General features: G+C 62.0%; 28 protein-coding genes and 1 pseudogene. 26 read left to right on the top strand and 3 right to left on the bottom strand.

Annotation, left to right across the window (positions count from 1 at the left end; genetic code table 11):
* Positions 1-13: 13 nt before the first annotated feature.
* From mlaD to tatC, 22 genes and pseudogenes are all read left to right on the top strand, one after another.
* Positions 14-490: an outer membrane lipid asymmetry maintenance protein MlaD gene (mlaD, locus tag HWE04_RS20530; RefSeq protein WP_006461562.1), complete on the top strand. Its 477-nt coding sequence runs from the start codon at positions 14-16 to the stop codon at positions 488-490.
* Complete coding sequence (locus tag HWE04_RS20525) at positions 487-1224, top strand: MlaA family lipoprotein (protein WP_077236054.1); 738 nt, start codon at positions 487-489, stop codon at positions 1222-1224. Before mlaD ends, HWE04_RS20525 begins: the two co-directional genes overlap by 4 nt.
* A gap of 241 nt (positions 1225-1465) precedes the next feature.
* Positions 1466-2107, top strand: a complete 642-nt coding sequence (locus HWE04_RS20520) for an MlaC/ttg2D family ABC transporter substrate-binding protein (RefSeq protein WP_241813561.1) — start codon at positions 1466-1468, stop codon at positions 2105-2107.
* Between the two features lie 31 nt (positions 2108-2138).
* Positions 2139-2432: an STAS domain-containing protein gene (locus HWE04_RS20515; protein WP_241813560.1), complete on the top strand. Its 294-nt coding sequence runs from the start codon at positions 2139-2141 to the stop codon at positions 2430-2432.
* Positions 2433-2764: 332 nt separating this feature from the next.
* Positions 2765-3685, top strand: coding sequence for an ABC transporter ATP-binding protein (locus HWE04_RS20510; RefSeq protein WP_077236287.1), 921 nt, complete (start codon positions 2765-2767; stop codon positions 3683-3685).
* On the top strand, positions 3682-4446 hold the full coding sequence (locus HWE04_RS20505; protein WP_006461567.1) for an ABC transporter permease: 765 nt from the start codon (positions 3682-3684) through the stop codon (positions 4444-4446). Before HWE04_RS20510 ends, HWE04_RS20505 begins: the two co-directional genes overlap by 4 nt.
* A gap of 40 nt (positions 4447-4486) precedes the next feature.
* On the top strand, positions 4487-4723 hold the full coding sequence (locus HWE04_RS20500; protein ID WP_006461568.1) for a BolA family protein: 237 nt from the start codon (positions 4487-4489) through the stop codon (positions 4721-4723).
* Positions 4724-4732: 9 nt separating this feature from the next.
* On the top strand, positions 4733-5983 hold the full coding sequence (gene murA / locus HWE04_RS20495) for a UDP-N-acetylglucosamine 1-carboxyvinyltransferase (RefSeq protein ID WP_241813559.1): 1251 nt from the start codon (positions 4733-4735) through the stop codon (positions 5981-5983).
* Between the two features lie 26 nt (positions 5984-6009).
* Positions 6010-6660 carry an ATP phosphoribosyltransferase gene (gene hisG, locus HWE04_RS20490; protein WP_241813558.1) on the top strand — a complete coding sequence of 217 codons (651 nt, stop codon included), beginning with the start codon at positions 6010-6012 and terminating at the stop codon, positions 6658-6660.
* A 47-nt stretch (positions 6661-6707) separates the two neighbouring features.
* The gene (hisD, locus tag HWE04_RS20485) at positions 6708-8024 is read left to right on the top strand and encodes a histidinol dehydrogenase (RefSeq protein WP_241813557.1); all 1317 of its coding nucleotides are present in this window, start codon (positions 6708-6710) and stop codon (positions 8022-8024) included.
* Positions 8025-8028: 4 nt separating this feature from the next.
* Entirely contained in the window at positions 8029-8853 is an 825-nt protein-coding gene (locus HWE04_RS20480; protein WP_241813556.1) for a DNA-methyltransferase, read from the top strand.
* The gene (gene hisC, locus HWE04_RS20475; RefSeq protein WP_241813568.1) at positions 8834-9940 is read left to right on the top strand and encodes a histidinol-phosphate transaminase; all 1107 of its coding nucleotides are present in this window, start codon (positions 8834-8836) and stop codon (positions 9938-9940) included. The genes HWE04_RS20480 and hisC overlap by 20 nt, the downstream gene beginning before the upstream one ends.
* 66 nt (positions 9941-10006) lie before the next feature.
* Positions 10007-10603 carry an imidazoleglycerol-phosphate dehydratase HisB gene (gene hisB, locus HWE04_RS20470; protein ID WP_006461574.1) on the top strand — a complete coding sequence of 199 codons (597 nt, stop codon included), beginning with the start codon at positions 10007-10009 and terminating at the stop codon, positions 10601-10603.
* Between the two features lie 68 nt (positions 10604-10671).
* Positions 10672-11310 carry an imidazole glycerol phosphate synthase subunit HisH gene (gene hisH / locus HWE04_RS20465; RefSeq protein WP_077236049.1) on the top strand — a complete coding sequence of 213 codons (639 nt, stop codon included), beginning with the start codon at positions 10672-10674 and terminating at the stop codon, positions 11308-11310.
* A 77-nt stretch (positions 11311-11387) separates the two neighbouring features.
* Entirely contained in the window at positions 11388-12185 is a 798-nt protein-coding gene (hisA, locus tag HWE04_RS20460; RefSeq protein WP_039874008.1) for a 1-(5-phosphoribosyl)-5-[(5-phosphoribosylamino)methylideneamino]imidazole-4-carboxamide isomerase, read from the top strand.
* A gap of 1 nt (position 12186) precedes the next feature.
* Positions 12187-12951 (top strand): imidazole glycerol phosphate synthase subunit HisF, encoded by a 765-nt coding sequence (gene hisF / locus HWE04_RS20455; RefSeq protein WP_006461577.1) that lies wholly within the window; start codon positions 12187-12189, stop codon positions 12949-12951.
* Positions 12948-13331 (top strand): annotated as a pseudogene (gene hisI / locus HWE04_RS20450) (phosphoribosyl-AMP cyclohydrolase); the annotation flags it as partial. The gene hisF and the pseudogene hisI, both read left to right, overlap by 4 nt.
* Before the next feature lie 116 nt (positions 13332-13447).
* A complete protein-coding gene (locus tag HWE04_RS20445; RefSeq protein ID WP_006461579.1) occupies positions 13448-13786 on the top strand; it encodes a phosphoribosyl-ATP diphosphatase in 339 nt (112 codons plus the stop codon).
* Positions 13787-13821: 35 nt separating this feature from the next.
* The gene (locus HWE04_RS20440; RefSeq protein WP_077236047.1) at positions 13822-14202 is read left to right on the top strand and encodes a histidine triad nucleotide-binding protein; all 381 of its coding nucleotides are present in this window, start codon (positions 13822-13824) and stop codon (positions 14200-14202) included.
* Between the two features lie 70 nt (positions 14203-14272).
* Positions 14273-14485, top strand: a complete 213-nt coding sequence (gene tatA / locus HWE04_RS20435; protein ID WP_006461581.1) for a Sec-independent protein translocase subunit TatA — start codon at positions 14273-14275, stop codon at positions 14483-14485.
* A 126-nt stretch (positions 14486-14611) separates the two neighbouring features.
* On the top strand, positions 14612-15139 hold the full coding sequence (tatB, locus tag HWE04_RS20430) for a Sec-independent protein translocase protein TatB (RefSeq protein ID WP_102663528.1): 528 nt from the start codon (positions 14612-14614) through the stop codon (positions 15137-15139).
* Positions 15140-15181: 42 nt separating this feature from the next.
* Positions 15182-15955 (top strand): twin-arginine translocase subunit TatC, encoded by a 774-nt coding sequence (gene tatC / locus HWE04_RS20425; RefSeq protein WP_241813554.1) that lies wholly within the window; start codon positions 15182-15184, stop codon positions 15953-15955.
* Between the two features lie 88 nt (positions 15956-16043).
* Here tatC and HWE04_RS20420 read toward each other — a convergent pair whose 3' ends face one another.
* Entirely contained in the window at positions 16044-16733 is a 690-nt protein-coding gene (locus HWE04_RS20420) for a DUF2461 domain-containing protein (protein WP_241813553.1), read from the bottom strand.
* Between the two features lie 17 nt (positions 16734-16750).
* The gene (locus tag HWE04_RS20415; RefSeq protein ID WP_006461585.1) at positions 16751-17932 is read right to left on the bottom strand and encodes a Do family serine endopeptidase; all 1182 of its coding nucleotides are present in this window, start codon (positions 17930-17932) and stop codon (positions 16751-16753) included.
* A gap of 53 nt (positions 17933-17985) precedes the next feature.
* Between HWE04_RS20415 and HWE04_RS20410 the strand changes: the two genes are divergently transcribed.
* Positions 17986-18738 (top strand): Nif3-like dinuclear metal center hexameric protein, encoded by a 753-nt coding sequence (locus HWE04_RS20410; RefSeq protein WP_411910025.1) that lies wholly within the window; start codon positions 17986-17988, stop codon positions 18736-18738.
* Positions 18739-18777: 39 nt separating this feature from the next.
* Here HWE04_RS20410 and mscL read toward each other — a convergent pair whose 3' ends face one another.
* Positions 18778-19215 (bottom strand): large conductance mechanosensitive channel protein MscL, encoded by a 438-nt coding sequence (gene mscL, locus HWE04_RS20405; protein WP_077236045.1) that lies wholly within the window; start codon positions 19213-19215, stop codon positions 18778-18780.
* Between the two features lie 292 nt (positions 19216-19507).
* Between mscL and petA the strand changes: the two genes are divergently transcribed.
* Genes petA through HWE04_RS20390 form a run of 3 tightly spaced genes read left to right on the top strand, consistent with a single transcriptional unit; the run spans position 19508 to position 22313 of the window.
* A complete protein-coding gene (gene petA, locus HWE04_RS20400) occupies positions 19508-20116 on the top strand; it encodes a ubiquinol-cytochrome c reductase iron-sulfur subunit (protein WP_006461588.1) in 609 nt (202 codons plus the stop codon).
* A 2-nt stretch (positions 20117-20118) separates the two neighbouring features.
* Entirely contained in the window at positions 20119-21525 is a 1407-nt protein-coding gene (locus HWE04_RS20395; RefSeq protein ID WP_241813552.1) for a cytochrome b, read from the top strand.
* A gap of 23 nt (positions 21526-21548) precedes the next feature.
* Entirely contained in the window at positions 21549-22313 is a 765-nt protein-coding gene (locus HWE04_RS20390; protein ID WP_241813551.1) for a cytochrome c1, read from the top strand.
* The last annotated feature ends 7 nt before the right edge of the window (positions 22314-22320 follow it).

The raw sequence follows: 22320 nt of genomic DNA, 5'->3' as shown, positions 1-22320 counted from the left end.
AGAGGGTTGAACTATGCAACGTAAATCACTGGATGCCTGGGTTGGAATCTTCGTGCTGCTGGGCGTGGCTGCGCTGGTGTTCCTGGCGCTCAAGGCCGGCAACATGAGCTCGATGTCCTTCGGTCAGAAGACCTATGCGCTCAAGGCCAGCTTCGACAACATCGGCGGCCTGAAGTCGCGTGCGGCGGTCAAGAGCGCCGGTGTGGTGGTGGGCCGCGTGGACTCGATCCGCTTCGACGACCAGACCTTCCGCGCCGTGGTGATGCTGAACATGGACGAGGGCTACAAATTCCCCAAGGACAGCTCCGCAAAGATTCTGACTTCGGGGCTGTTGGGTGAACAATACATCGGCATCGAACCGGGCGGCGATACTGCTAACCTGGCTTCGGGCGATACCATTAAGATGACGCAATCCGCAATCGTGCTGGAGAACCTGATCGGTCAGTTCCTCTACAGCAAGGCGGCAGAGGGAAAGGATGATTCAAAATGAATAAGAAGACCATCAACACTGCCTACGCGAGCCGCCTGGGCGCCATCGCCCTGGCAGCCGCAGCCCTGACCGGCTGCGCCAGCACCAGCAACAATCCCAATGATCCGCTGGAAGGTTTCAACCGGACCATGTTCAGCTTCAACGACACGGTCGACAAGGTGGCCCTGAAGCCGGCAGCGCAGGCCTATGACGCGGTGGTGCCCAATCCGGTGCAGCATGGTGTGGGCAACTTCTTCGGCAACATCGGTGACCTGTGGTCGTCGATCAACCAGTTGCTGCAGGGTCGCGTCGAGCAGGGTGTATCGACCTTCATGCGCGTGGCCATCAACACCACCTTCGGTCTGGGTGGCGTGCTGGACGTGGCGACCGAAGCCCGCCTGCCGCGTGAAAAGTCCGATTTCGGCCAGACCCTGGGCAAGTGGGGCGTAGGCTCGGGTCCGTACGTGGTGCTGCCGTTCTTCGGCCCGTCGACCGTGCGTGATACCGCCGGCCTGCCGGTGGACCTGTATGGCGACCTGTGGACCTACAAGCGTCCGGTACGCTGGCGCAACGTCGGTGCAGTGGTGCGCATCGTCGACCGCCGCGCCCAGTTGCTGGATGCCTCGACCCTGCTGGAAGACGCCGCGCTGGACAAGTACGATTTCGTGCGTGATGCCTACCTGCAACGTCGCCAGAGCCAGATCAATGGCGCCGGTGGCGGCAAGGATCAGCCGGAAAACACCATCGAGCCGTAAAGCCCTGATCGGCTGGCCGGGCTGAATGGCCCGCCAGCGCCGCAGCCCTTGAAAATCCGCTGAACTGCATTATCTGTAACACCCGTTGCCAGCTGTGACGGCACGGGAACCCCGTCATTTGGCGGGTTTCGAAGGAGTTGCCGGCGCTGGTCGCCGACGCTGGTTGCCGGAAGCATGCCGATGCGCATGCCTGCCCGTGCAGAATCCGGCCCCTTCCGCTGACTCGAATGGAAAACCACTTATGAAGATGCTTGCCAAACTTTTCGCCATTGCCGCCATCGCCGTTCCCGCCCTGTCCTTCTCGGGCGCCGCTTCCGCCCAGGAGGCTCCGGATGCCCTGGTCAAGCGCATCAGTTCGGAGGTGCTGGACACCGCCAAGAACGACAAGGACATCCAGGCCGGCAACAACGGCCGCATCATGCAACTGGTCGAACAGAAGATCCTGCCGTACGTGGACTTCGAGCGCATGACCCAGCTGGCCGCCGGCCGATACTGGCGCCAGGCCACGCCGGAACAGCAGAAGGAGCTGATCACCCAGTTCCGCAGCCTGCTGGTGTTCACCTACTCCGGCGCCCTGTCGCAGGTCCGTGACCAGAAGATCGAATTCAAGCCCCTGCGCGCCGCCCCTGGCGATACCGAAGTGGAAGTGAACTCGCAGGTCATTTCCTCGCGTGGCGGTGAACCCATCCAGCTGAGCTATCGCCTGGAAAAGAAGGCCGACGGCTGGAAGCTGTATGACGTCAACGTGCTGGGCGCCTGGCTGGTCGAGGCCTATCGCGGCACTTTCTCCAGCGAGATCAGCAAGGGCGGCATCGACGGCCTGATCAAGGCGTTGAGCGACAAGAACCAGCAACTGGCTGCCCGCAGCAACGGCAAGAAGTAATTTTCTTCACCGATCCGAAAGAACCTGCACCATGTTCAAGCCCGGCACCTCGCTGACCTTCACCAATGCCAGTACTGTCCTGCGCGACGGCCTCTCGGCCATCGCCGCCGGGCAGGGCCGCATCGATGTGAGCGAGGTGACCGTGGTCGATTCCTCGGCCGTGGCTACACTGCTGGCCTGGCGGCGCGCGGCTGCCGAGCGTGGCGCAGCGCTGGAATTTGGCACCCTGCCGGCCAATCTGCAGAGCCTGGCCGACCTCTACGGTGTTTCCGCCCTGCTGCAAGGCACGGCGGCGCCTACCTCCGCGACCGATCGACATCACTGATCGGTCCAGTCCCTCCGGCCGGTGCGGATGACCCGCGGCGGCCCGGAAAATCGAATTCCCCTATAATCGAATGTTTTGCAGGCGCGCTTGCGGCCTCGTGCACCGGATTTTCCTCCCTTGAACGTGGCTTCACCTGAGCCCGGCAAAACCTGAATACCAGCGATCTGCGGCCTGACCGCGATGGCATAACGACAACATGGCTGCGTCACCGCCGTACCTCCCCTACAGGACGGCAGGCGGCACGGGGCCAGGGCGAGGCGGGTGAGGGATTCCTGGTGGATTCCCGCTCCCTCATTTCTTTCTGGCAAATAACGTATCGAATGGGCGAGGCAATGGCCGCTCTCCAAATCACAGACATCAAGAAGCGTTACCAGTCGCTGCAGGCGCTGGGCGGCGTTTCGCTGGCAATCGAGGAAGGTGAGTTCTTCGGCTTGCTCGGGCCCAACGGCGCCGGCAAGACCACGCTGATCTCCATCATCGCCGGCCTGAACCGGGCTGATTCCGGTTCGGTCACCATCCACGGTCACGACGTCGTCAGCGACTATCGCGCGGCCCGCATGAAGCTGGGCGTGGTGCCGCAGGAACTGGTGTTCGATCCCTTCTTCACGGTGCGCGAGACGCTGCGCATGCAGTCCGGTTACTTCGGCCTGCGCAACAACGACAAGTGGATCGACGAGGTCATGGAAAACCTGGACCTCACCAACAAGGCCGATACCAATATGCGCGCCCTGTCGGGCGGCATGAAGCGCCGCGTGCTGGTGGCCCAGGCGCTGGTGCACAAGCCGCCGGTGATCGTGCTGGATGAACCCACGGCCGGCGTGGACGTCGAGTTGCGCCAGACCCTGTGGCATTTCATCGGTCGCCTCAACCGCGAAGGCCATACCATCGTGCTGACCACGCACTACCTGGAAGAGGCGCAGGCGCTGTGCAACCGCATCGCCATGCTCAAGTTCGGGCAGGTGGTGGCGTTGGATTCGACCGAGGGCCTGATCCGCCGCATCTCGGGCTCGCAGATGGTGCTCAAGCTCAAGCGCAGCGCGCTGCCGGACGGCCTCAAGGCGCTGGTGACGCATCCGGAAGAACTGCTCGCAGGCAACACTGCCAACAAGTACACGCTGCGCGTGAATGACTACAAGGAAGTCGAACCCATCCTGGCCACGCTGCGCGCCGCCGGCGCCGAGATCGACGATCTTCAGTTGCAGCAGGCCGACCTGGAAGACGTCTTCATCCAGATCATGGGAGATGAAAAATGATCGGTTTCCGCACCCTTTTCTACAAGGAAATCCTGCGTTTCTGGAAGGTTGCCACCCAGACCATCACGGCCCCGGTGGTGACGGCGCTGCTCTATCTGCTGATCTTCGGCCATGTGCTGCAGGACCGCGTGCAGGTCTATCCGGGCGTGAACTACACCGGTTTCCTGGTGCCGGGCCTGGTGATGATGAGCGTGTTGCAGAATGCCTTTGCCAACAGTTCGTCCTCGCTGATCCAGTCCAAGATCACCGGTAACCTGGTGTTCGTGCTGCTCACGCCACTGTCGCATTGGGAAATGTTCGGTGGCTATGTGCTGGCGGCCGTGGTGCGTGGCCTGATGGTGGGTGCCGGTGTGTTCGTGGTGACGGTCTGGTTTGGTCATCTGGACTTCGTGGCACCGCTGTGGATCCTGGTGTTTGCGCTGCTGGGCGCAGGCATTCTGGGGACCATGGGCCTGATCGCGGGTATCTGGGCCGAGAAGTTCGACCAGCTGGCGGCGTTCCAGAATTTCCTGATCGTGCCGCTGACCTTCCTGGCCGGCGTGTTCTATTCGATACACTCGCTGCCCCCGTTCTGGCAGGCGGTATCGCATTTCAACCCGTTTTTTTATATGATCGATGGCTTTCGCTACGGCTTCTTCGGTCAGTCCGACATTCCCCCTATGACCAGCCTCGGTATCGTCGCCGTGTTCTTCGTGGCGCTGTCCACGCTGGCCGTGCGCATGCTCAAGAGCGGTTACAAGTTGCGCGCCGGTTCGCATTGAGCCCCCCGGCATTCCCCCTATTCCTGTGAAGAGCCTCACCATGCTACCCACCCCCGAACTCGTCAAAAGCTATATCGCCGCCGGCCTGGAGTGCCAGCACCTCGAAGTGGAGGGCGACGGCCAGCACTTCACCGCCGTCATCGTCGCCGATGCCTTTACCGGCAAGCGCCTGATCCAGCGTCACCAGCTGGTCTACGCCGCCCTGGGTGACCGCATGCGCGAAGAAATCCACGCGCTGTCGATGAAGACCCTGACCCCCGAAGAATTCCAGAAATAAGGCAATACGATGGACAAGCTCCTGATCCGTGGCGGCAAGCGCCTCTCCGGCGATGTCACCATTTCCGGCGCCAAGAATGCCGCCCTGCCCATCCTGTGCGCGGGTCTGCTGACGGCCGATGATCTGCACCTGACCAATGTGCCGCACCTGCAGGACGTGGTCACGATTACCCAGCTGATGAAGCAGATGGGCCTGCGCGTGCGCGAGAACGGCGAGGAGATGGTGCTCAGCGGCAACGACATCACCCGTCCCGAAGCACCCTATGAGCTGGTCAAGACCATGCGCGCCTCGATCCTGGTGCTGGGTCCGCTGCTGGCCCGCTTCGGCCAGGCCAAGGTCTCGCTGCCGGGTGGCTGCGCGATCGGCTCGCGGCCGGTGGATCAGCACATCAAGGGCCTGCAGGCCATGGGTGCCGAGATCCATATCGAGGGCGGCTACATCCACGCCAAGGCCAAGCGCCTCAAGGGTGCGCGCATCGTCACCGACATGATCACCGTCACCGGCACCGAAAACCTGCTGATGGCCGCAGTGCTGGCCGACGGCGAGACGGTGCTGGAAAACGCCGCACGCGAACCTGAAGTGGGCGATCTGGCCCAGTTGCTGGTGAAGATGGGCGCCAGGATCGAAGGCATCGGTACCGACCGCCTGGTGATCCAGGGCGTGGACAAGCTGCACGGCGCCTCGCACCAGGTGATCGCCGACCGCATCGAAACCGGTACCTTCCTGTGTGCCGTGGCTGCCACTGGCGGTGACGTGACCCTGCAGCGCACCCGCGCCGGGCTGCTGGATGCCGCGCTGGACAAGCTGCGCGACGCCGGTGCCATCCTCACCTCGGGCGAGGACTGGATTCGCATCCAGATGGCACGTCGGCCCAAGGCCGTGAGTTTCCGCACCACCGAATATCCTGGCTTCCCGACCGATATGCAGGCGCAGTTCATGGCGCTGAACTGCATCGCCGAAGGCACCAGCCACGTCACGGAGACCATCTTCGAGAACCGTTTCATGCACGTGCAGGAATTGAACCGCCTGGGCGCGGCCATCGATGTGGAGGGCAACACCGCCATCGTCACCGGCGTGGAAAAATTCATCGGTGCGCCGGTGATGGCTACCGACCTGCGTGCTTCGGCCTCGCTGGTCATCGCCGGCCTGGCTGCGCAGGGCGAGACGGTGGTGGAGCGCATCTACCACCTCGACCGTGGTTACGACCGCATGGAAGCCAAGCTGTCGGCCATTGGGGCGGACATCCAGCGCATCAAATAAGTTTTCGGATTGAAAAGTACAACATCATGACCCAACAACTGACGCTGGCGCTCTCCAAGGGCCGCATCTTCGAAGAGACCCTGCCGCTGCTCAAGGCGGCACGCATCACCGTGTCCGAGGACCCGGAGTCGTCGCGCAAGCTGATCCTGCCGACCAATGATCCTGACGTGCGGGTGATCATCGTGCGCGCTTCCGACGTGCCGACCTATGTGCAATATGGTGCGGCCGATTTCGGCGTGGCCGGCAAGGACGTGCTGCTGGAACACGGCGGCGAAGGCCTGTACCAGCCGATCGACCTGAACATCGCCAAGTGCCGCCTGTCGGTGGCGGTGCAGGAAGGTTTCGACTATGCCAGCGCGGTGCGCCAGGGTGCGCGCCTGCGGGTGGTGACCAAGTACGTCAAGACCGCACGCGAACACTTCGCCGCCAAGGGCGTGCACGTGGACCTGATCAAGCTGTATGGCTCGATGGAACTGGGTCCGCTGGTGGGCCTGTCGGACGCCATCGTCGACCTGGTCAGCACCGGTGGCACGCTGCGCGCCAACAAGCTGGTGGAGGTCGAGCACATCATCGATATCTCCTCGCGCCTGGTGGTCAACCAGGCCGCGCTGAAGTTGAAGCGCGAGCGCTTGCAGCCCATCCTCGATGCCTTCGAGAAGGCGTCCAAGGCCAAGTAATACTGTCATTTCAACGACCCAGATTTCCTCGCAGAGCAGGTGAGACCATGAGCATTGCCATCCGAAAACTCGATTCCGCCGATGCCGGCTTCCGTGACAAGCTGTCGGCCGTGCTGGCCTTCGAAGCCAGCGAGGACGAGGCCATCGACCGCGCCGCTGCCGGCATCCTGGCCGACGTGAAGGCGCGTGGCGATGTCGCCGTGCTGGAATACACGCAGCGTTTCGACCGCGTGCAGGCCGCGTCCGTGGCCGCCCTGGAAATCGGCAAGGAAGCGCTGCAGGCGGCACTGGCCGGCCTGCCCGAGGCACGTCGCCATGCGCTGCAGACCGCCGCCGACCGTGTGCGCGCCTATCACGAGCGCCAGAAGAAGGAATGCGGTTCCGACGGCTTCCTCTATCGCGAAGCTGACGGCACCGAGCTGGGCCAGAAGGTCACGCCGCTGGACCGCGTGGGCATCTACGTGCCGGGCGGCAAGGCGGCCTATCCTTCGTCGGTGTTGATGAATGCGATTCCCGCCAAGGTGGCGGGCGTGCAGGAAGTGATCATGGTCGTGCCCACGCCGGATGGCGTGAAGAATGAGCTGGTACTGGCCGCCGCGGCCATTGCGGGCGTGGATCGCGTCTTCACCATCGGGGGCGCGCAAGCGGTCGGTGCGCTGGCCTATGGCACCGCGACCATCCCGCAGGTGGACAAGATCGTCGGCCCCGGCAACGCCTATGTGGCCGCTGCCAAGCGCCGCGTGTTCGGCGTGGTGGGCATCGACATGATCGCCGGTCCCTCGGAAATCCTGGTCATCTGCGACGGCGCCACCGATCCCGACTGGATCGCCATGGACCTGTTCTCGCAGGCCGAACACGATGAACTGGCGCAGTCCATCCTGCTCTGCCCCGACGCGGACTACATCGCCAAGGTGGAAGCCTCGATCAACCGTCTGCTGGAGGACATGCCGCGCAAGGACGTGATCCGTACCTCGCTGACCGACCGTGGCGCCCTGGTCAAGGTGCGCGACATGCAAGAGGCCTGCGAGATCGCCAACATGATCGCCGCCGAGCACCTGGAGATTTCGGCACAGGAGCCGCAACAATGGGCTGACCTGATCCGTCATGCCGGTGCCATGTTCCTGGGACGTTTTTCGTCCGAGTCGCTGGGTGATTACTGCGCCGGCCCGAATCATGTGCTGCCGACCTCGCGGACCGCGCGCTTCTCCTCGCCGCTAGGGGTGTATGACTTCCAGAAGCGTTCCAGCGTGATCCGCGTGTCGGAAGAGGGCGCGCAGACGCTGGGCAGGATCGCCGCCGAACTGGCCTATGGCGAAGGCCTGCAGGCGCACGCCCGCTCGGCTGAATTGCGGCTGAAGAAGTGATCCCATGACGGCGGCCATCGACTCCTGTGCAGGCGACGGCTGGCTGGACCGCGTGCATTGCGAGGATGCGCTGGACGCCGTCGGTGGACTGGCGCGCATCCCCGATGGCAGCATCGATCTGCTCATCGCCGATCCGCCCTATGGCCTGGGCAAGGACTACGGCAACGACTCCGACAAGCTCGATACGGCGGCTTACCTGGCCTGGACCGAGCAGTGGGTGGATGCCGCACTGCCCAAGCTGAAGGCCAACGGCAGTCTCTACATCTTCCTCACCTGGCGTAATTCGCCGGAGATTTTCGTCATGTTGAAGCAGCGCATGATGATGATCAACGAGATCATCTGGGACCGGCGCGTGCCTTCCATGGGCGGCAGTACCCGGCGCTATTCGTCGGTGCATGACACCATCGGCTTCTTCGCCCGGGCCAGGGATTACTTCTTCGATCTCGATGCGATTCGCATCCCCTACGATGCCCAGACCAAGAAGGCGCGTTCACGCTCCATCTTCGTCGGCGCCAAGTGGCTGGAGATGGGCTACAACCCCAAGGATGTGTGGAGCGTATCGCGCCTGCATCGCGAGCACCGCGAGCGCGCCGACCATCCCACGCAAAAGCCGCTGGAAGTGGTGGAGCGCATGGTCAAGGCGTCCTGTCCGCCGGGCGGCGTGGTGCTCGATCCCTTCATGGGCAGCGGTACCACGGCGGTGGCGGCGCGACGCTGCGGGCGCCATTTCACCGGCTTCGAACTCAATCCCGATTATTGCGAACTGATCCGCCAGCGCCTGGATGCGCTGGCGCCTGCGAGCCAAGATGATGAATCCCTCCAAGCCTGATAGCGCCGAAGCCGTGGTGGCCAATGTGATTCGCCCCGTGGTGCGGGGCTGGCAGTCCTATCATGTGCCCTCGGCCGAGGGCATGGTCAAGCTCGACGCGATGGAAAATCCCTACGTGCTGCCGGCCGAATTGCGCGAGGAACTGGCGCAGCGACTGGCCGCGCTGGAGCTGAACCGTTACCCGGTGCCGTCCTATACGCGCCTGAAGGCCGCCATCTGCGATCGCCTGGGCGTGCCGGCGGGTTACGACGTGCTGCTGGGCAATGGATCGGATGAGCTGATCACCATGCTGTCGGTGGCCTGTGCCATTCCCGGTCGGACCATCGTGGCGCCGGAACCGGGTTTCGTCATGTATGGCGTCTCGGCCAGGATGGCAGGGCTGGATTACGTGGGCGTGCCGCTGCGCGCGGATCTGACGCTGGATCTGCCGGCCATGCTGGCCGCCATCGCGGAACATAAACCGGTGGTGACCTGGCTGGGTTATCCGAACAATCCGACCGGCACGCTCTACGAGATGGCTGATGTGTTGCGCATCGTCGAGGCCGCCGCCCCCTACGGACTGGTGGTGGTGGATGAGGCCTACCAGCCGTTTGCCGCCTCCACGCTGATGCCGGCATTGCCCCAGCACAACAACCTGATCGTCATGCGCACCGTTTCCAAGCTCGGCCTGGCGGGGGTACGCCTGGGCTACCTGGCGGCCGCGCCGGCGCTGTTGCGGGAATTGGACAAGGTCCGCCCGCCCTACAACGTCAACCTGCTTACCGAGGCGGCGGCGCTGTTCGTGCTGGATCACCTGCAGGTGCTGGAAGGGCAGGCGGCGCGCCTGCGCGAGGCGCGGGGTGCGCTGGCGGCCGAACTGGCGGCGCTGGACGGGGTGCAGGTGTTCCCGTCGGCGGCCAATTTCATCTTGATCCGCGTCCCGGATGCCGATAAAGTCTTCGCCGCTTTACTGGCGCGCAAGGTACTTGTGAAAAATGCCGGTAGAATGCATGTACTGCTGCAAAACTGTTTGCGCATTACCGTCAGTTCGGAAGAGGAAAACAGTCTCTTCCTGACGGCCCTGAAAGCGGCACTGCGCGACCTGTAGAGGACGGCGGCGCCAAGGCAATCCCCCAGGCATCACCCAACGATAGAACCCCGTCTAACCCTGACCATGTCTACACCGAGAACCGCGGAAGTCGTCCGCAACACCAACGAGACGCAGATCCGCGTTGCGATCAACCTGGATGGGACCGGCCAGCAGAAGCTGGATACCGGCGTTCCCTTCCTGGACCACATGCTGGACCAGATCGCCCGCCATGGCCTGATCGACCTGGATATCCACGCCAAGGGCGACCTGCACATCGACGCGCACCATACGGTGGAAGACGTGGGCATCACCCTGGGCATGGCCTTCGCCAAGGCCATCGGCGACAAGAAGGGCATCCGCCGCTACGGCCATGCCTATGTGCCGCTGGATGAAGCCCTGTCGCGGGTGGTCATCGATTTCTCCGGCCGTCCCGGCCTGGAATACCATATTCCCTTTACCCGTTCGATGATCGGCTCCTTCGATGTGGACCTGACCAGCGAGTTCTTCCACGGTTTCGTCAACCATGCGCAGGTGACCCTGCACGTGGACAACCTGCGCGGCATCAATGCCCACCACCAGGCCGAGACCGTGTTCAAGGCCTTCGGTCGCGCATTGCGCATGGCCGTCGAACTCGATCCGCGGGCAGCTGGTACGATTCCGTCGACCAAGGGCAGCCTGTAAGCTGTCGTCCGCTGGGTATCGCTAAATCATCTGGGTCTACCGGTGCGTGAGCATCGATCATTTTCGCCATGAATAAAATTGTTGTAGTCGATTACGGCATGGGCAACCTGCGCTCGGTGGCGCAGGCGCTGCGCCATGTCGCGCCTGAAGCCGATGTGCGCATCTCCGGCGAGGTCGCCGATATCCGTGCCGCCGACCGCGTGGTCCTGCCTGGCCAGGGTGCCATGCCCGATTGCATGCGCAGCCTGCGCGAATCCGGTGTCCAGGACGCCGTCATCGAGGCTTCCCGCACCAAGCCGCTGTTCGGCGTGTGCGTGGGAGAACAGATGTTGTTCGACTGGAGTGAAGAAGGCGACACCCCTGGCCTGGGGCTCTTGCCCGGCAAGGTGGTACGTTTCGAGCTGGAAGGCGTGCGCCAGGACGATGGATCGCTGTTCAAGGTCCCGCAGATGGGCTGGAACCATGTCCACCAGACCAGCGCCCACCCGCTGTGGGAAGGCATTGCCGACAACGCCTTCTTCTATTTTGTCCACAGCTACTACGCCGTACCGGCCGAGACCGCCCATGTGGTCGGCCAGACGCCGTATGGCCGCGAGTTCGCCTGTGCCGTGGCCCGCGATAATATCTTTGCAACCCAGTTCCACCCGGAAAAAAGTGCCGCGGCGGGTTTGCAGCTGTATCGGAATTTCGTACACTGGAAACCTTGATTTTTGTCTTTCAGGCAAGAACCTCGTAGCTGATCGTCGACAACCCTTCTCTTTTACTGACTAGTCATCCCCTAGCCATGCTGCTCATACCCGCCATCGACCTGAAAGACGGTCATTGCGTACGCCTCAAACAAGGTGATATGGAACAAGCCACCGTTTTCTCCGAAGATCCGGCGGAAATGGCCCTGCACTGGCTCAGGCAGGGCGCGCGTCGCCTGCACCTGGTCGACCTGAATGGCGCCTTTGCCGGCAAGCCCAAGAACGAGGCGGCGGTCAAGGCCATCCTCAAGGCGGTCGCCAGCTTCGCCGAGGAAAACGACGTCGAGGAAATCCCGGTGCAACTGGGTGGCGGCATCCGCGACCTCGATACCATCGAGCGCTATCTGGACGATGGCCTGTCCTACATCATCATCGGCACCGCCGCGGTGAAGAATCCCGGCTTCCTGCATGACGCCTGCAGCGCCTTCCCGGGCCAGATCATCGTCGGCCTGGACGCCAAGGACGGCAAGGTGGCCACCGACGGCTGGAGCAAACTGTCCGGCCACGAAGTGGTGGACCTGGCGCAGAAGTTCGAAGGCTATGGCTGCGAAGCCATCGTCTACACCGACATCGGCCGCGACGGCATGATGGGCGGCGTCAACATCGAAGCCACTGTGCGCCTGGCGCAGGCGGTGACCATCCCCATCATCGCTTCGGGCGGCGTGCACCATGTGGGCGACGTCGAAGCCCTGTGCCGCGTCGAGGATGAGGGCATCGAAGCCGTCATCTGTGGTCGTTCCATCTACGAAGGTACGCTGGACCTGCGCAGCGGCCAGGATCGCGCCGATGAGCTGACGCGCGAACTGGAAGCCAACCGCCTGTCCGGCAGCAAATAACATGGCCCTTGCTAAACGCATCATCCCTTGCCTGGACGTGACCGCTGGTCGCGTGGTCAAGGGCGTCAACTTCCTGGAACTGCGCGATGCCGGCGATCCGGTCGAAATCGCCCGTCGTTATGACGACCAGGGTGCCGACGAGCTGACTTTCCTCGACATCACTGCTTCTTCCGATGGCCGCGACCTGATCCTGGACATCATCGAAGCCGTGGCCTCGCAGGTCTTCATTCCCCTGACGGTAGGGGGCGGCGTGCGCGCCGTTGAAGACGTGCGCCGCCTGCTCAATGCCGGCGCCGACAAGGTCGGCATCAACACCTCGGCCGTGACCAATCCGCAACTGGTGGCCGATGCCGCCAGCAAGTACGGTTCGCAATGCATCGTGGTGGCCATCGACGCCAAGCGCGCCGGTGACGGCAAGTGGGAGGTCTACACCCACGGCGGTCGCAAGGCCACCGGCCTGGATGCGGTCGAATGGGCGCGCAAGATGGCGCAGCTGGGCGCGGGCGAAATCCTGCTGACCAGCATGGATCGCGACGGTACCAAGAGCGGCTTCGACCTGGACCTGACCCGCGCCGTCTCGGAAGCGGTCAGTATTCCCGTGATCGCCTCCGGCGGCGTGGGCGGCCTGCAGGACCTGGCCGATGGCATCACCAAGGGCAAGGCCGACGCGGTGCTGGCCGCCAGCATTTTCCACTATGGCCAGCACACCGTGCAGGAAGCCAAGCGCTTCATGGCCGATCAGAACATTTCCATGAGGCTGGCATGAGTATCAGCGCCAAATGGCTCAACAAGGTCAAATGGGACGAAGTCGGCCTGGTGCCGGTGATCGCCCAGGAAGTCGGCAGCAATGACGTACTGATGTTCGCCTGGATGAATCGCGAGGCGCTGGCGCGCACCGTCGAAATCGGCCAGGCGGTCTACTGGAGCCGCTCGCGCAAGAAGCTGTGGCACAAGGGTGAGGAATCCGGTCACTTCCAGAAGGTGCACGAGATTCGCCTGGATTGCGATGAAGACGTGGTGCTGCTCAAGGTCGAGCAGGTCGCTGGCATCGCCTGTCACACCGGTCGTCATTCCTGCTTCTTCCAGAAGTTCGAAGGCACTGCCGACAGCGGCGAATGGGTCACGGTCGAGCCCGTCCTCAAGGACTTGGCCCCCGGTGCCGGTGGCGGTCCTGCTGCCACGGCGCCAGAGCCGGCCCCGGCCAAGCCCAAGCGCGTGCGCAAGAGCATTCCCAAGCCAGTCGACAGCGACAAGACCCCATCATGAGTGAAACCCTGAAGCGACTGGCCGAAGTCATCGAGTCGCGCAAGCTGGCCAATGGCGGCAATCCCGAGAAATCCTACGTCGCCAAGCTGTTCGCCAAGGGCGACGACGCCATCCTCAAGAAGATCGGCGAGGAGGCCACCGAAACCGTGATGGCGGCCAAGGATGCCCGTGTCTCCGGCGACAAGTCCAAGGTGCTCTACGAATGTGCGGACCTGTGGTTCCATTCCATGGTGTTGCTGGCCCAGTTCGACCTGCAGCCCCAGGATGTGCTCAATGAACTGGCGCGGCGCGAAGGCCTCTCCGGCCTGGAAGAAAAGGCAGCCCGCAAGGATTGATTCCCCCTCATACCGTGTTTCCCAGGAGTACGGCGTTGGATAATTGCATTTTCTGTAAGATCGCGGCAGGCCAGATTCCCTCGAAGAAGATCTACGAGGACGAGGACCTGATCGCCTTTCACGACATCAACCCGGCGGCGCCGGTGCATTTCCTGATCATCCCGCGCCTGCATGTGGCCACGCTGGCCGATTGCGGCGCGCAGCATGTCGAACTGCTGGGCAAGATGCTGGCCCTGGCACCGCGCCTGGCGGCCGAGCAGGGCTGTGGCTACGGGCTGGATGCCGAGGGTCAGCCCACCGGGGGATTCAAGACCCTGATCAACACCGGACCGGATGGTGGCCAGGAGGTGTACCATCTGCACATGCACGTCATCGGCGGCCCCCATCCGTGGCGGGTACGGTTCGTGCAACAATGAGGATTCGCCGGCCCGGGGGCCGGCAGGTTTGTTCGTACACAGGGCAGGGATGTCCGCTTAGGAGAAGAGAATGGGTTCGTTCAGTATTTGGCATTGGCTGATTGTTCTGGTGATCGTGATGCTGGTCTTCGGCACCAAGAAGCTCAGCAACATGGGTTCCGACCTGGGCAAGGCAGTCAAGGGCTTCAAGGATGGCGTCAAGGGCGGCGAAGGCGAAGAAGAGGCCAAGAAGGAAGCCGCCATCGATGTGCAGGCCAAGGAAAAAGACAAGTCCGGCAGCTGATCTGCTGGCGTCCGCCCGGCCTGGTTGTCGGGTGCTTCGGGGTGCCTGTGCTCCTGCGGTGCAGGCAACCCGGTCTTCGAGGCGCCACAGGCGCCATCGCTGTCCTCTTAATGTCCACACAGACTCATGATTGATATCGGCCTTACCAAGCTGGCCTTGATCGGCGTGGTCGCGCTGGTCGTGATCGGCCCCGAGCGTCTGCCCAAGGTGGCGCGCATGGCCGGCACCCTGTTCGGGCGCGCCCAGCGTTACATCAACGACGTCAAGTCCGAGGTCAGCCGCGAGATGGAACTCGACGAGCTGCGCAAGATGCAGAAGGACGTGCAGGATGCGGCCAGCGACGTCAGCAACAGCATTCACAAGAGCATGTCCGACACCGAATCCTCAATCAACGCGGCCTGGAATGGCGGCGATGAGAGTTCGGATGAATACGGTGACGGCAGCAGTGGCAGCAGCTGGAAGCGCAATCCCGACCCGTCGCTGCTGGCGATCAAGGCCAAGGCCTTCCGTCGCAAGAAGCTCTCGCGCACCACCGGGGTCCCGGCCTGGTACAAGCACCAGAGCGGCCACAGGACCCGCGTGATCTCTGCGTCCGCCCGCGTGGCCAAGTACCGCCGCCCGGTAGGCGTGGGCAAGTCGGCCGGTTTCTTCTAATTTGGCGCAGCGCGTCTCACTTCATCAGAATGCTCCGAATCCATGGCTGAAGAAAACACCCAGGCCGAAGATACCTTCATCTCGCACCTGATCGAACTGCGCAGTCGCATCGTCAAGGCGGCTGCGGTGGTGTTGGTGGTGTTCCTGTGCATGATGCCGTTTGCGGCCCATATCTTCGACGTGCTGGCTGCACCGATGATCCATGCGCTGCCCGCTGGCAGCAAGATGATCGCCACCGGCGTCATCACTCCTTTCCTGATCCCCATCAAGGTCACCATGCTGGTGGCGGTGCTGATTTCACTGCCATGGGTGCTTTACCAGTTGTGGGCCTTTGTCGCTCCCGGCCTGTATGCGCATGAAAAGCGCCTGATCGCACCGCTGGTGATTTCGTCCTCGCTGCTGTTCGTGGCCGGTGTTGCGTTCTGCTATTTCTTTGTGTTCGGCGTGGTCTTCCCGTTCATCAACAACTTCGCACCCAAGTCGGTCTCGGTAGCGCCCGATATCGACAGCTACGTCGACTTCGTGCTGACCATGTTCGTGGCCTTCGGTGTCACCTTCGAGGTGCCGGTGATCGTGATCGTGCTGGTGCGCATGGGGCTGGTGCCGCTGGCCAAGCTGAAGCAGATTCGCCCTTACGTCATCGTCGGCGCTTTCATCGTGGCCGCCGTGGTCACCCCACCCGATGTGATGAGTCAGTTGATGCTGGCCGTGCCGCTGGTGTTGCTCTACGAAGTCGGCCTGCTGGTTGCGCCCATCTTCGAGCGTGCCACGCGTGCGCCGGATGCCGAGCCCAGCAGTACCGCCTCCCCGGAGTAGGCCAGCGCGCAGACGCTGATGACAACCCAAAGACAAAGCCCGCTGATGAAGCGGGCTTTGTCTTTGGTACATGCGGTGAGGCGTTGGATTACTCCTCTGTGCTCACCAGCGGGATATCTCGCAGCCACTGCACGAGCGGATAGGCATTCTTGAAACCCTCCAGCACGTGCTTGCCCAGGTCGGTCGGAATCTTCTTGCGGATATCTTCTTCGGACCAGACGATGAAGCTCTTCAGCTTCACATATTCGATATTGGGACTGTCCGGATCGAAGCCCTTGGGTGGACGTTGCAGTTTCCCTTCCTCCTGCAGGTCACCATAGGCGGTCGTCAGCTTCTTGTTCTTGCGCATCTTCGTAAAGCCGGCCGCATCTTCCACGACGCGGTTGCGGATGGCGCGCAGGCGCGGTGTCGGCGGCATGTACTCGCCCCCGGCGATGAGCAACTGCCCGGCTTCGTTGATGTGGAAGTAGTAGGCCGGGCCGCCGCCCTGGCTGGGCTTCTTCAGCCCGCTGGCCGTGATGGCCGCCGAAAAATGTGTCTTGTAGGGACGCTTGTCGTGCGAGAAGCGCATGTCACGATTGATACGGAACAGCGCTTTCTTCGGATTGCAACCGGCGATGGCCGGATCGAACTTGCTGATCTCGGCGATCAGCTTGATGGTCAGCGCCAGGAATTCCTCACGCAGGATGTCGTAACGCGGCTTGTTCATCACGAACCAGGCGCGGTTGTTGTTCTCGGACAGTTCACCCAGGAACTGGATCAGGTCACGCACATGCATGGATGGCTTCTCCTCGCTTATTCTTCGTCGCTGTCATCGCTCTTGGGCGGCGGCGGCCGCTTGCCCACGGTGATGTTCAGCTTGGTTTCCTGCGACTTGCGCAGGACCGTCATGGCAATCTCCTGGCCCGGCGTCAGCTGGGCGATGACGTTGAGCATCTCGGTGGTATCGGCCACGACCTTGCCGTCGATGCTCACCAGGATGTCGCCCGGACGCATGCCGGCGCGATCAGCAGGACCGCCCTTGAGTACGCCGGCGATGATGGCGCCGGTCTTCTTGCCCAGGCCGAAGCTCTCGGCCAGTTCCGGCGTGATGTCCTGTGGCTCCACGCCGATCCAGCCGCGCACCACCTGGCCATGGCTGATGATGGCTTCCATCACCGTCTTGGCAGTCGACATCGGGATGGCGAAACCGATACCCAGATTGCCGCCGGTGCGCGAGTAGATCGCCGTATTGATGCCCAGCAGGTTGCCATTGGTATCGACCAGTGCACCGCCGGAGTTGCCGGGGTTGATGGCGGCATCGGTCTGGATGAAATTCTCGAAGGTATTGATGCCCAGGTGGTTGCGGCCCAGCGCCGAGACGATGCCCATGGTGACCGTCTGCCCCACGCCGAAGGGATTGCCGATGGCCAGTACCACATCGCCCACCGAGCTGTTCTCCGGATGGCCCAGGGTGATGGCCGGCAGGTTGGGCAGATCGATCTTGATGACGGCCAGGTCGGTCTCGGGATCGATACCGACCACCTTGGCGCTGGCCTTGCGACCGTCGGCCAGGGCCACTTCGATCTTGTCCGCCGCTTCCACCACGTGGTTGTTGGTGAGGATGTAGCCCTGTGGGCTCACGATCACGCCAGAACCGAGGCTGGACTGCTTGTCGTCCTGCTGCTGCTCATCGAACTGGTCACCGAAGAACTTGCGGAAGAACGGATCATTCTGGAACGGACTCTTCTGAGGGCGTGCCTCGGTGGTGGTGAAGATGTTCACCACCGATGGCATGGCCTGGCGCGCGGCGTTGCGATAGGAGTCGAGGGCCGGTGCATTGGGCGTGGCTTCCTGCATCTGGACCGTGGACTGGGCGGGCCTTGCACGCGAACTGAAGGAACCGGACAGCCAGTCCGGCTTCAAGGTCGCTACAATGAACCACACGGCCAGACCCACTGTCACGGTCTGTGCAAACAACAGCCATAAACGTCGCATAAAGAATTCTTGGTATTGATTTGAAATCGGATGAGGAAGAGATGACCCGCCACATTAACAGAGATGAGTTCTCGGCATATCTGGGACAGACGCTTAACGCGGCGCAATACCGCGATTATTGCCCAAACGGCTTACAGGTGGAAGGGCGCACCACGATTGCCCGCGTGGTCAGTGGCGTCACCGCCAGCCTGGCCTTGATCGAAGCAGCCAGGGACTGGCAGGCTGATGCCATCCTGGTCCATCATGGCTATTTCTGGCGCGGTGAAGATATGCGCGTGATCGGTCAGAAACAGCGTCGCCTCAAGCTCTTGCTGGCGCATGACATCAATCTCTTCGGCTATCACCTGCCCCTGGATTCACATCCGGAGCTGGGCAACAACGCGCAACTGGCCAAGCGACTCGACTTTGAAGCCACCGGCCGCTTCGGCGAGAACGATATCGGCTGGATCGGACGTTGCCATGCGTCGTCGGTGAAGACGGCTGCCGATCTGGTGATGTTGATCGAAAAGCGCCTGGGCCGCATGCCACTGCTGATCGGTGATCCGCAGCAGCCGGTGGGCAAGGTGGCGTGGTGCACCGGCGCAGCGCAGGGCATGCTGGGCGAGGCGATCGACGCCGGTGCTTCGGTCTACATCAGCGGGGAAATATCCGAACCGACCGTGCATCTGGCACGCGAGACCGGCACCCTCTATCTCGCCGCCGGCCACCATGCCACCGAGCGTTACGGCATCCAGGCTCTGGGTGAACATGTGGCGGCACACTTTGGCATCGAGCACCGTTTCATCGACATCGACAATCCGGTGTAGGCTGCCTGCCCTGCGCGGCGGCTTGTCCCGGCGCGGCGCTTAGCCCTGCTTCTTCAGCGAATCGCGAATTTCGCGCAGCAGCAGCACATCTTCGGGTGTCGGTGCGGGGGCCGCCGGTGCGGCTTCCTCATGCTTGCTGGCCAGGTCGCGGGCCTTGTTGATGGCGCGGACCATCTGGAAGATGATGAACGCCAGGATCAGGAAGTTGATCAGGATGGTCAGGAAGTTGCCATAGGCAAAGACGGCGCCGGCCTTCTTGGCTTCGGCCAGCGGCATGCCGTAGGCCTGGCCGTTGAGGGGCAGGTAGTAGTTCGCGAAATCCAGGCCGCCGAAGATCTTGCCGACAAGGGGCATGATGATATCCTCCACCAGCGAACTGACGATCTTGCCGAAGGCCCCGCCGATGATGACACCGACGGCCAGGTCGACCACGTTTCCCTTGATCGCGAAGGCGCGAAAATCCTTGAGCATGCTCATCCCTGGTTTCTCCTTTGAAAGTTGCTGTTTAAACATGAGGCGGGCTTACAACGGGTTATATCCTGCCCGCCGTCAAAAGTAAATCGGACAAGCGCTGACGCCGCACTGCAAGAAAACCGATAAAAAGAGCAGATTGACAATGGGTTGCGCTGCGTCAAATGTCGATTTTTGCCAGCCTGTACCATACCGGCCGTTAGCTACAAAACCCTATTCAGCTTATATATAATCGAAAAGTTGCATGAGGGTCACTTAGAAGGTCCACGCTAACTTACATTTGGAGATTGGGGTCTTTATGACTGACGAGAATCAGGTCGACGCAAGTCGACGAGGTTTGCTTGTTGCGACTTGTGCGGCCGGCGGTGTAGCGGGTTTGGCCACCGCTGGAGCGTTTGTCTCCACCCTGCAACCTTCTGAACGTGCCAAGGCTGCGGGTGCACCGGTGGAAGTGGATATTTCTTCACTTGTTCCCGGTGAGATGCGCACCGTCGAGTGGCGCGGCAAGCCAGTCTGGATTCTCAAGCGTACACCCGAAATGATCGAGTCCCTCAAGAAGACCGATGGCGAGGTGGCCGATCCCAATTCCAAGCGCACCGATTTCTCCGAAACTCCCGACTACGCCCTCAACGAGTGGCGTTCCCTGCGCAAGGACATCCTGGTCGTGGTGGGTATCTGCCCGCACCTGGGTTGCTCGCCCAGTTCGCGCTTCCAGAGCGGCCCCCAGCCCTCGCTTCCGGACGACTGGCACGGCGGTTTCCTGTGCCCGTGCCACGGCTCGACCTTCGACCTGGCTGGACGCGTGTACAAGAACAAGCCGGCGCCGGACAACCTGCAGGTCCCGCGCTACATGTTTGAAGGCGAAAACAAGCTCGTCATCGGCAAGGACGAGAAAGGGGAGGCCTGATCATGGGAGCATTTCACGAAAAGAAGCTGCCGGATGACGCGCCGGTCGCAGCCAAGGCCCTGAACTGGGTCGATTCCCGCTTTCCACTGACCGCTACCTGGAAAGCCCATCTGTCCGAATACTACGCACCGAAGAATTTCAACTTCTGGTACATCTTCGGTTCGCTCGCCCTGCTGGTGCTGGTGATCCAGATCGTCACCGGCATTTTCCTGGTGATGCACTACAAGCCGGATGCCACCCTGGCATTCGCCTCGGTCGAGTACATCATGCGCGATGTACCCTGGGGCTGGCTGGTGCGCTACATGCACTCCACCGGCGCCTCCGCCTTCTTCATCGTGGTCTACCTGCACATGGTGCGGGGCCTGTTGTACGGCTCCTACCGCAAGCCGCGTGAACTGGTGTGGCTGTTCGGAGTGGGGATCTTCCTGTGCCTGATGGGTGAAGCATTCTTCGGTTACTTGCTGCCCTGGGGGCAGATGTCCTACTGGGGCGCGCAGGTGATCGTGAACCTGTTTGGTGCAATTCCCTTCATCGGCCCTGACCTGTCGCTGCTGATTCGCGGCGACTACGTCGTTTCCGACGCCACCCTGAACCGCTTCTTCTCCTTCCACGTGATCGCCATTCCGCTGGTGCTGATCGGGTTGGTGGTCGCCCACATCATCGCGCTGCACGAAGTGGGATCGAACAACCCGGACGGCGTGGAAATCAAGGAAAAGACCGATGCCAATGGCGTGCCGCTGGACGGCGTGCCGTTTCATCCCTACTACACGGTGCATGACATCTTCGGCGTGTCGATCTTCCTGATGGTGTTCTCGGCGGTGGTGTTCTTCGCACCTGAAATGGGCGGCTACTTCCTGGAATACAACAACTTCATCCCGGCAGACTCGCTCAAGACCCCGCCGCACATCGCCCCGGTGTGGTACTTCACGCCGTTCTACTCGATCCTGCGCGCGACCACGGCGGACTTCATGGGCTGGCTCATCGCTGGCGTGGCAGCCTACGTGGCACTGCTGGCCATCAAGTCGGGCCTGAGCGCAAAACTGAAGATCGCTGCCATCGTCATCGGTCTGGTAATCATTGCCGGCATGCTGGTGTTCGACGCCAAGTTCTGGGGCGTGGTCCTGATGGGCCTGTCGGTGGTCATCCTGGGCGGCCTGCCGTGGCTGGACAAGTCACAGGTCAAGTCCATCCGCTACCGCCCGAGCTGGCACAAGTACGTCTACCTGGTCTTTGGCATCGCCTTCGTCATCCTTGGCTACCTCGGCGTGCAACCGCCGACGGCCATCGGCACCACCGTCTCGCAGGTGTGCAGCTTCATCTACCTCGGCTTCTTCCTGCTGATGCCCTGGTGGAGTGCTGCCGGTACCTTCAAGACGGTTCCCGAGCGCGTCGTCTACCACCCGCACTAAGCCAGCCGCCAAAGGACAAGAACATGACATTGCTCAAGAAAGTGATTGCCGCGCTGGCCTTGCTGCCAGTGCTGGCCTGCGCCAACGAAGGGGGCTTTCCGCTGGATCACGCCCCGGACCGGACCAAGGACGTGTCGTCGTTGCAAAACGGTGCCAAGTTGTTCGTGAATTATTGTCTGAATTGCCATTCGGCCTCCGCGATGCGCTACAACCGCCTGCGTGATATCGGCCTGACTGAGGACCAGATCAAGAACAACCTGATGTTTACCGGGGAAAAAGTCGGCGACCTGATGAAGATTTCGATGTCGCCGCAGGATGCCAAGGCCTGGTTTGGCGCCGCACCACCGGACCTGTCGGTGATTGCGCGTGCCAAGGCATCGGAGGCAGGCAGCGGTCCGGACTGGATTTATACCTACCTGCGCAGTTATTATACGGACGACAGTCGTCCCACCGGCTGGAACAACATGCTCTTCCCCAACGTCGGGATGCCTCATGTGTTGTGGGAATTGCAAGGAATCCGCAAGGCCAAGTTCGTCGAGGAGAAGGACCCCCACGACGCCAACAAGACCACCCACAAGTTTGCCGGCTTCGAGCAGGTCAAGCCCGGCAAGATGAGCACGGCGGAGTATGACAACAACGTCGCCGATCTCGTTGCCTATTTGCAATGGATGGGTGAGCCGGCGCAGAATACGCGCAAGCGACTCGGGGTCTGGGTTCTGTTGTTCCTGGGCATCTTCTCGGTATTGGCGTGGCGTTTGAACGCGTCCTATTGGAAGAACATCAAGTAAAAACGTA

It is taken from the genome of Herbaspirillum sp. C7C2 (genome assembly GCF_022627865.1).
GTDB lineage: Bacteria > Pseudomonadota > Gammaproteobacteria > Burkholderiales > Burkholderiaceae_D > Herbaspirillum > Herbaspirillum frisingense.
Note: the sequence above shows the minus strand (reverse complement) of the source record. Positions and strands in the feature narration are given on the sequence as shown.